Origin of the sequence: Selenomonas sp., from assembly GCF_052169755.1 — a bacterium.
GTDB lineage: Bacteria > Bacillota > Negativicutes > Selenomonadales > Selenomonadaceae > Selenomonas.
This window is the reverse complement of record NZ_JBQNBV010000086.1, coordinates 1-8,936: the sequence shown is the minus strand read 5'-3', so window position 1 is coordinate 8,936 and position 8,936 is coordinate 1. Positions and strand designations below refer to the sequence as shown.

Here is an 8,936-nt window from a genome sequence, read left to right as displayed (position 1 = left end):
ATTCGAACCCATGAACCCGCCGTGAGAGGGCGGTGTCTTAACCACTTGACGAAGGAGCCTTTTGAACAAAAGCTATTATATTACATATTTTGCAGTTTGGCAAGACTTTTTTTGAGGCGATCGAGAGAATTTTTTTTGCCGAGCATGAAGAGCGCTTCTGTGACGCCGCCCGGCGTGACTTTCTGTCCTGAGACGGCGATGCGCAGCGGCCACATGACGGCGCCTTTCTTTTCGCCGCGTCCCTCTACGAAGGTGTCGAGTGCCGCGTTGATGGCGTCGGGTGTCCATGGTTCTATGCTTTCGAGCATCGGCAGCGTTTCGGGAAGAAGCGCACGAGCTTTTTCCGGTGTGGTTTTGTTGCGCTTGTTTGTGTAGCAGTCGATGTCGTAGTCGGGCATCTCGATGAGGAAGCGGATCTGCGGTGTGATTTCGCCCAAGCGGCTGAGGCGCGGGCGCAGGATTTCGGCGATGTAGTCCCACTTCTCGGCGAGTTCTGCCGGCAGATCGCCTGCGAAGGGACGCGCGAGCTTGGCGAAGGCGGCGGGATCCATCGACTTGAAGTATTCGCCGTTCATCCAGTCGAGTTTTTTGTAGTCGAAGATGGCGGGCGATTTGCTGATGCCGTCGAGGGAGAACGCGCCGATGAGCTCTTGCATCGTGAAGATTTCCTGATTCGTGTCCTTGGGCGACCAGCCGAGGAGCGCGACGTAGTTCGTGACGGCTTCGGCGAGGTAGCCTTCGTCGAGCAGCTGACCGAAGCTCGCTGCGCCGTGGCGCTTGGAGAGCTTCGACACCGTGCCGTCCTCGCTCTTTCCCATGACGGGCGGCAGGTGGATGAATTCGGGCAGCTGCCAGCCGAAGAATTCGTAGAGCAGTACATGCTTGGGCGTCGAGGTGATGTACTCGTTGCCGCGGATGACGTGCGTGATCTCCATGAGGTGATCGTCGACGACGTTCGCGAAGTTGTACGTCGGCATACCGTCGCTTTTCAAGAGAATTTGGTCTTCGAGTTCGCTGTTTTCGATTGTGATGCTGCCGAGGATCAGATCGCGGTACGTCGTTGAGCCGACAAGCGGCATTTTCTGGCGGATGACGTAGGGCGTTCCCGCCGCGAGCTGCTTTTCGATTTCTTCGGGCGCGAGGTCGCGGCAGTGGCGGTCGTAGCCGCCGAACTTTTCGGATTCTGATTCGTGTGCATGATCTTTCGCCGCGCAGAAGCAGCGATAGGCGTGGCCTGTGGCGACGAGCTTTTCGGCGTATTCTTTGTAGATCGCCTTGCGCTCGCTCTGCACATAGGGTCCGAAAGCGCCGCCTTTTTCGGGGCTTTCGTCGGCGACGATGTGCGCGGCGGCAAGGCTCTCGTTGATGACTTCGCGTGCGCCTTCGACGAAGCGCTCTTGGTCGGTGTCCTCGATGCGCAGGATGAAGTCGCCGCCTTGGGACTTCGCGAAGAGATAGCCGTAAAGCGCCGTGCGCAGGTTGCCGATGTGCATGTAGCCCGTGGGGCTGGGTGCGAAGCGCGTGCGTATGTGCTTGCTCAAGATGATTCCTCCCAGTAATTTTTCGGTAGATAATATGTGTAGTATAGCAGTAATGTGTGTGATGTGCAAACGAGAGATACGGGCGGTAGAGCTGGACAACGATTTCTAAGAATCGCCTGCGCCCTTCGGGCTTGCCGCTTCTAAGAAATCGTAGTACAATAAAATAAATGGTGGGGATGGAAGGAGAATCTTTCTGTTTCGTGAGTTTTTGGGATGGAGGACGAAGTATGTTGAACAAAAAGACGAAGATCATTTGCACGCAGGGGCCTTCGACGGATGCGCCGGGGATGGTGGAAAAGCTTATTGAGAACGGTATGAATGTCGCGCGCTTCAACTTTTCTCATGGTACGCATGAGGAGCATTTGAAGCGTATCAACCGCGTGCGCGAGGCGGCGAAGAAGACGGGGAAGGTCGTGTCGCTTTTGCTCGATACGAAGGGACCGGAGATGCGCCTCGGTGAGTTCAAGGATGGCTCGGTTATGCTTGAGGCGGGGCATTCGTTCGTGCTGACGTACGATGATGCGCCGGGCGACGTGACGAAGTGCTCGGTCAATCACAAGAAGCTTTATACGGAGGTCAAGCCCGGCGACAAGCTGCTCCTTTCCGATGGGCTTGTTGAGCTGAAGGTCGAGAAGATTCAGGGCAAGGACATCGTGACGACCGTTTTGAACTCGGGCAAGATGAGTACGAGAAAGCGTGTTGCTGCGCCGGGCGTTCCTTTGGGTCTGCCGCCGATTTCGGAGCAGGACAAGAAGGATATTCTCTTCGGTATCGAGCAGGATATGGACTTCATCGCGGCGTCGTTCATCCAGCGTGCCGATGATGTCAAGGAGATCCGCAAGCTGCTCGATGAGCATAGCGGCAGGATGGAGATCTACCCGAAGATCGAAAATCTTGAAGGCGTGAAGAATTTTGACTCGATCCTTGAGGTTTCGGACGGCATCATGGTCGCACGCGGCGATCTCGGCGTGGAGATTCCGGCAGAGGATGTGCCTTTGATTCAAAAGGAGATCATTGCGAAGTGCAACAAGGCGGGCAAGCCTGTCATCGTTGCGACGCAGATGCTCGAATCCATGACGACGAATCCGCGCCCGACGCGTGCGGAGGCTTCGGATGTCGCGAACGCGATCTTAGACGGCACGGATGCGATCATGCTGTCGGGCGAGACGGCGAGCGGCGCTTATCCGGCGGAAGCGGTCGAGACGATGGCGACGATCGCGCTTCGCGCTGAGTCTTCGCTGCATTACAAGAAGATGTATCAGGGGACGGGGCTTGAGGATCTGAAGTCGCGCACGCGGGCGGTCGCTCATGCGACGGTGCAGATGGCGATGGAACTGGGCGCCGATGCGATCATCACGCCGACGGTCAGCGGCTATACGGCACGCATCATCTCGCATTATCGCCCGAAATCGCTCATCGTCGCCTACACGCCCGACGAAAAGGCGATGCGCCAGCTGAATTTGCGCTGGGGCGTTTACCCCATCAAGGCGGCGGGCATCTGGCCGGATGAGGGTGAGATGCTGGCGAATGCGACGGCTTCGGCGGTAGAGCAGGGCTGTGTCGAGCGCGGGGATCTGACGATCATTACGTCGGGCATCAAATCGGAAGAGGGCAACACGAACGCGATTCGCGTCTATACGATCTGATGCGGATGTCTGCGATTTCGCGCTTGCAGCGTGTTCGCGGCTGTGCTATAATGATGGGACGGTGGGCGCGTGCTCACAAAGAGGCTTTGACCCAGCGATGGGGGAAGGTCGGACCAAGCGGGCGCATAGTTCGCTTGTAAGTATTGCCCCTCTGGGGAAAAGTGAGGTGTATTAGAATGAAGGAAGGGCTTCATCCGGAATTCTTCGAGGCGAAGGTGACGTGCGGCTGCGGCAACACGTTTACGACAGGCTCGACGAAGAAGGAGCTGCGCGTTGACGTCTGCTCGAAGTGCCACCCGTTCTTCACGGGTCGCCAGCGTGATGTCGCTGCCGGCGGACGTATCGAAAAGTTCAACAAGCGCTACGGCAAGCAGTAAGATGCTGGGGCAGGGCAGAGATGCCCTGCTCCTTCTTTTTTAAGGGGGAAATTTTTTGGAAGAAAAACTCATGGTCGGCGGTCAGGCGGTCATCGAGGGCGTGATGATGCGTGGACGGGGCCGCACAGCGACGGCGGTGCGCACGCCTGACGGTGCGATTTCCGTCGAGGCGAAGGATGTGCGGTCGTTTTCTGACCGCTTCCCCATATTCAAAAAGCCTTTTTTGCGCGGCACGGTCGCGCTTGTCGAATCGCTTGTCATCGGCATACGTTCGCTGTCTTGGTCGGCAAAGATGGCAGGCGAGGAGGAAGAGCAGCTTTCGGATAAGGAGCTTGCGGGCACGATTGCCGTCGCTTTCGTACTTGCCGCCGTGCTTTTTATCGCTCTGCCGACAGGGGCGGCGAAGCTCTTCCATGCATGGTCGGACGATCCCGTGTTCTTGAACCTTGCGGAAGGCTTCTTGCGGCTTGGCGTCTTTTTGGCGTACATATGGGGCATTTCACGCATGAAGGATATTCAGCGCGTGTTCCAGTATCACGGCGCCGAGCACAAGACGATCTTTTGTTTCGAGGCGGGACTTCCCCTGACGACGGAGAATGCGCAGAAGTTCGAGCGGTTTCACCCGCGCTGCGGCACGTCGTTCCTCTTGATCGTCATGCTCGTCTCCATCTTTGTGTTTGCGTTTCTCGGCTGGCCCGATCTCTGGCTGCGCATCGCGAGCCGCATCGTGCTTCTTCCCGTTGTCGCGGGCATTTCCTACGAGGCGATTCGTCTGGCGGGCAGGAGTCAAAATGTGTTCGTTCGTATTCTCTCGCTGCCCGGACTTTGGCTGCAGCGGTTGACGACGCGCGAGCCGGACGCTTCGATGCTTGAGGTGGCGATCGAGTCGCTCAAGGCGGCTCTGCCGCCGGAGAAGATTCCGGCGGGAAGCGGCGATTATCTGCGGGAAGCGGCTTCTGAGACGGCGGTATATGAACAGCCGGCAGCGGCTTTTGCCGCGAGATGCGGCAAGTGAGAAAGGAGATGCGACGTGCTGGATAAGCTCCATGCCGTAGAGGAAAAATATCGTGAACTGGAGTCGCTCATCAGCGATCCGGCGGTGCTTGCCGACATGCCGAAGTGGCAGCGTCTGAGCCGTGAGCACGCGCAGCTTGCGCCTATCGTGGAGAAGTACCGCGAGTACAAAAGTGTGTGTGAAGGGCTGGCTGATGCCAAGGCGATCTTCGACGAGAATCCCGAGGAGGATATGCGCCGTCTCGCCGAGGATGAGATCGCGGAGCTGCGCCCTCGGCTGGATGCGTTGGAGCGCGAGCTGCCAATCCTGCTCTTGCCGAAGGATCCGAACGATGAGAAAAATGTTATCGTTGAGATTCGAGGCGGCGTCGGCGGCGAGGAGGCGGCGCTTTTCGCCGGCGATCTTTTCCGCATGTACGCACGCTATGCCGAGCGGCGCGGCTGGCGCGTCGATGTCATCGAGCGAAATGCGACGGAGATCGGCGGTTTCAAGGAGATCTCCTTCTCCGTAGACGGTGCGGGCGCATACAGCTTTTTGAAGTATGAGAGCGGCACGCATCGCGTGCAGCGCGTACCCGTTACGGAGTCAAGCGGGCGCATTCATACGTCTGCCGTGACGGTCGCCGTCTTGCCCGAAGCTGAAGAAGTCGAGGTCGAGATCGCTGCCGCTGACCTTCGCATCGACACCTACTGTGCTTCGGGCGCGGGCGGGCAGTATGTCAACCGTACGGAAACGGCGATCCGTATCACGCATCTGCCGACAGGAATCGTCGTACAGTGCCAGGACGAGAAGTCGCAGCTCAAAAATAAGGAAAAAGCGATGCGCGTCCTGCGTGCGCGTATTTTGGAAAAGGCGAGAGAGGAGCAGGCGGCGACGGTCGCCGCCGACCGTAAGAGCCAAGTCGGCTCGGGCGACCGCAGCGAGCGCATCCGCACCTACAACTTTCCGCAGGGGCGCGTGACGGATCATCGCATCGGCTTGACGCTGCACAAGCTCGAAGCGGTGCTCGACGGCGATTTGGAGGAGCTTCTGCACGCGCTGATTACCGCCGATCAGGCGGAAAAGCTCAAGAAGGCGCAGTGATGGCACAAGAAACTTGGACGATCGGCTCGATCTTGCAGTGGACGCAAAACTACTTTAGAGAGAAGGGTGTCGAAACGCCGCGCCTTGACGCCGAGGTGCTGCTTTCGCATGTGCTGAAAAAAGAGCGCATCTATCTCTACGTCCATTTCGATGAGCCGCTGGAAAAGGCGGAGCTTGCGGCATTTCGCGAGGGCGTAGCAAAGCGTGCGCGGCGCGTGCCGACCGCGTACATCGTAGGGCGGCGTGAGTTCATGGGACTTGATTTTGCAGTGTCGCGGGCGACCTTGATCCCGCGCCCGGATACGGAAATCCTTGTGGAAGCGGCGGTCGAACGGCTCGGGCGCATGACAGAGGGCGGCGTCCGAGCCGTTCGCTTCGCCGACATCGGCACGGGGACGGGCGCGATTGCGCTCTCTGTCCTGCGGTACGCCGCAGGCGATGTGACGGCTGCTGCCGTCGATATATCGCCAACAGCGCTTGCCGTTGCGCGTGAGAACGCCGAGCGGCTTGCACTTGCCGCTCGTGTGAGTTTCATCGAGGGAGATTTGCTCCTGCCGCTTGCTGACGGGGCGTTTGATGCGATCCTCTCGAATCCGCCCTATATTCCGGACGGCGAGGTCGAGAGCCTTGCCCCTGAGGTGCGCGTCTATGAACCGCTGCTTGCGCTCAAGGGAGGCGCGGACGGCATGGATTTTTATGCGCGGCTCTTAAAGGATGCGCCGCGCTGTTTGCGCGCGGGCGGCTTTCTTGCAGTCGAGGCAGGCATCGGGCAGGCGCAGAAGATTCGTGCGATGGCGAAAGCGCCTTGGGGTGAGGTCGAGATCCTCTCGGATCTTGCCGGAATCGAGCGTGTCGTCGTGCTGTGGTTGGGGAGGTAGCATATCGGTGCTTTCGACAAGAGTTTTGCCGCCGACAGCGGCTGCGATGGAAGAGGCGGCGGCGATCCTTCGCGCGGGCGGCGTCGTCGCTTTTCCAACGGAAACGGTCTACGGTCTCGGGGCAAACGGTTTTGACGCCGCTGCCTGTGCGAAAATCTATGAAGCGAAGGGTCGCCCTTCGGATAACCCTTTGATCCTGCACATCGCGCACCGCGCCATGCTCGATGAAGTGGCGCTTGCGGTGCCCGAGATGGCAGAGCGGCTCTTGGCGGCGTTCTGCCCCGGTCCTTTGACCTTGGTGCTGCGCCGCCGCGCCGCTGTTCCCGCGAGCATCACGGGCGGTCTTGCAACCGTCGGCGTGCGTCTGCCGGAGAACGACGTCGCCCGCGCCCTCATTCGAGCGGCAGGCTTTCCTCTAGCTGCGCCGAGCGCCAACACGTCGGGCAGACCAAGCCCGACGACGGCGGCGGCGGTGCTTGCCGACCTCGCGGGACGTATTCCGCTGATTCTTGACGGCGGTCCCTGCCGCTTCGGCGTCGAGTCCACGATCGTCGATGTGACGGGCGATGCTGCGGTCATCCTGCGCCCCGGTGCGATCACGCGCGAGATGATCGAAGAAGTCGCAGGCGCGGTGCAGCTCGACCCCGGGCTTCTTGCACAGGAACGCGCGGCGCGGGCGTCAGGTGCGGAGGCTGTGGATGAGGCGGGCGATGCACTCTTTGACGCTGCACCGCGCGCCCCTGGCATGAAGTACACGCACTATGCGCCGTGTGCGCCGCTGACACTGATCGCAGCAGCCCCCGCCGATCTTCCCGCCGCCTTTCGCCGCGTACTTGCCGAAGAAACGGGCAAGGCGGTCGGTCTGCTCGTGACCGATGAAACGGCAGCGGCGCTCGCAGATGACGCTGAAGGACGATTCCTCGTGCGCCTCGGTGCGAGAGACGACATGCACGCCATCGCCGCGCGGCTCTACGAAGCCTTGCGTGCTTTTGACGAAACGAGCGTTTCCTGCATCTTCGGCGAAGCCTTGGACGAAAACGGTTTGGGGCTTGCTGTTATGAATCGGCTGAAAAAGGCTGCGGGGTATCGGATTCGTTCTTTTTAAGCAGAGGTGCATGACATCCTGCCGGAAAGCCGTTTGTTTTTGGTATTCGTATCATGATGGATTACAGTAATCATAAGCCGCCGCATATTCGAGCGGTTGAAGGATCGTGCATTTTTTACGTCTGCTTTGACGGTTATGAACGGTACAGCGGCGTGGGATGTCACAGGGACTCATGATGTGACGAAGTGCATTGACATGGATCCATTCGTTCTCTACGATGCATCGGTTGTTTCCGACTCTCTGGAAGAATTTGCCCAAAAAGCCCAAGACTAAAGATTTATGGTTATCATAGGTAATAAGTCTAAAGTATGATAAGATTTTAGAGGTTTATAAAACTTTATCCTGCAAGGTAGATTTTCTTATGGAAGCGTAGTATAATAAGTGCTGGAAAAAAGTGCTTGTTATCATGAAAATCAAGGGGAAAGCCTGTATGGCGCAGCCTGATTGATTCTTTCATGCACGGCGAAGAACACGAAACGTATTCGGCAAGTTTATAGTGATTCGCAGCAGTGAAATTTCAGATATGGGTATTATATCCTGCTACGGGGAGGGTCTGTTTTGCGGCCAGGTGACATGGGAACGAGTATTGCTCTGCTTTATCGCTACAGTCAGAGCTATTTTAACGAGGAGATGAAAAAGTACGGTCTTGGCAACGGGCAGTATGTGTTCCTGCTGTATCTTCTGGATCACGAGGGCATCAATCAGGAAACTTTGGCGCACATGGTGAAAATCGATAAGACGACGGCGGCGCGTGCTGTAGCAAGGCTTGTTGAGGCAGGTTATGTGAAGCGTACGGTCAGCGACTCGGATCGGCGAGCCTATGTGTTGACGACGACGAAAAAGTCGCAGGGGATCAAGAAGGAACTCAGAAAGACAATGGCTGCTTGGCAGGAGATGGTGGAGACGGGGTTCACACCGGAGGAATGCCGTCAATTCGGGCATCTGTTGGACCATGCTGTAGAGAATGTTGTGATGCAGGGCGTGTAGAGCCGCGCTGTTTTGTTTTGCAAGGATAAAGCCCCGCGGGGCTTTTCTGTGCCTTTCAGACGCAGGTCGGAAAGCGTTTTTTCGTGTGATTTTGCGCCAGCCGCAGCTTCCGTGATGAACGCATACGGGGCGGATGCGAGAAATCATAGGGTGTGCGGCGGCGTGAGACACCCCTCACCGCGTGCGCTCGGAGAGCGTGAAGATCAAAAGCGCCGCCCAGATGCAGGCGCAGGCGGAGAGCTGGGCTGTGCCGAAAGGCTCGTGGAAGAAGAATATGCCGAGGAGGAGCGCGATCGTCGGACTG

Annotated in this window: 8 protein-coding genes; 7 read left to right on the top strand and 1 reads right to left on the bottom strand. The window is 58.1% G+C overall.

Features of this window, described 5'->3' with window-relative positions:
- Positions 1–80: 80 nt before the first annotated feature.
- Positions 81–1,541 (bottom strand): glutamate--tRNA ligase, encoded by a 1,461-nt coding sequence (gene gltX, locus ACTTKG_RS07105; protein WP_442673537.1) that lies wholly within the window; start codon positions 1,539–1,541, stop codon positions 81–83.
- 227 nt (positions 1,542–1,768) lie between these two features.
- On the opposite strand from gltX, the gene pyk reads away from it, so the two are divergent.
- The 7 genes from pyk (at position 1,769) to ACTTKG_RS07070 (ending at position 8,632) form a co-directional block, all read left to right on the top strand.
- Positions 1,769–3,187: a pyruvate kinase gene (gene pyk, locus ACTTKG_RS07100; protein ID WP_442673536.1), complete on the top strand. Its 1,419-nt coding sequence runs from the start codon at positions 1,769–1,771 to the stop codon at positions 3,185–3,187.
- Between the two features lie 176 nt (positions 3,188–3,363).
- Positions 3,364–3,564, top strand: coding sequence for a 50S ribosomal protein L31 (gene rpmE, locus ACTTKG_RS07095; RefSeq protein WP_442673535.1), 201 nt, complete (start codon positions 3,364–3,366; stop codon positions 3,562–3,564).
- Positions 3,565–3,634: 70 nt separating this feature from the next.
- The gene (locus ACTTKG_RS07090) at positions 3,635–4,579 is read left to right on the top strand and encodes a DUF1385 domain-containing protein (RefSeq protein WP_442673538.1); all 945 of its coding nucleotides are present in this window, start codon (positions 3,635–3,637) and stop codon (positions 4,577–4,579) included.
- A gap of 15 nt (positions 4,580–4,594) precedes the next feature.
- Complete coding sequence (gene prfA / locus ACTTKG_RS07085) at positions 4,595–5,662, top strand: peptide chain release factor 1 (RefSeq protein WP_442673534.1); 1,068 nt, start codon at positions 4,595–4,597, stop codon at positions 5,660–5,662.
- The gene (prmC, locus tag ACTTKG_RS07080) at positions 5,662–6,540 is read left to right on the top strand and encodes a peptide chain release factor N(5)-glutamine methyltransferase (RefSeq protein WP_442673533.1); all 879 of its coding nucleotides are present in this window, start codon (positions 5,662–5,664) and stop codon (positions 6,538–6,540) included. Before prfA ends, prmC begins: the two co-directional genes overlap by 1 nt.
- A gap of 7 nt (positions 6,541–6,547) precedes the next feature.
- Positions 6,548–7,645 carry an L-threonylcarbamoyladenylate synthase gene (locus tag ACTTKG_RS07075; RefSeq protein ID WP_442673532.1) on the top strand — a complete coding sequence of 366 codons (1,098 nt, stop codon included), beginning with the start codon at positions 6,548–6,550 and terminating at the stop codon, positions 7,643–7,645.
- A 558-nt stretch (positions 7,646–8,203) separates the two neighbouring features.
- Positions 8,204–8,632 carry a MarR family winged helix-turn-helix transcriptional regulator gene (locus ACTTKG_RS07070; RefSeq protein ID WP_442673531.1) on the top strand — a complete coding sequence of 143 codons (429 nt, stop codon included), beginning with the start codon at positions 8,204–8,206 and terminating at the stop codon, positions 8,630–8,632.
- Positions 8,633–8,936 lie beyond the last annotated feature (304 nt).

Coding starts and splice junctions, on each gene's coding strand:
- prmC (WP_442673533.1), top strand. CDS start 5,662: ATGGCACAAGAAACTTGGACGATCGGCTCGATCTTGCAGTGGACGCAA.
- ACTTKG_RS07090 (WP_442673538.1), top strand. CDS start 3,635: ATGGTCGGCGGTCAGGCGGTCATCGAGGGCGTGATGATGCGTGGACGG.
- pyk (WP_442673536.1), top strand. CDS start 1,769: ATGTTGAACAAAAAGACGAAGATCATTTGCACGCAGGGGCCTTCGACG.
- rpmE (WP_442673535.1), top strand. CDS start 3,364: ATGAAGGAAGGGCTTCATCCGGAATTCTTCGAGGCGAAGGTGACGTGC.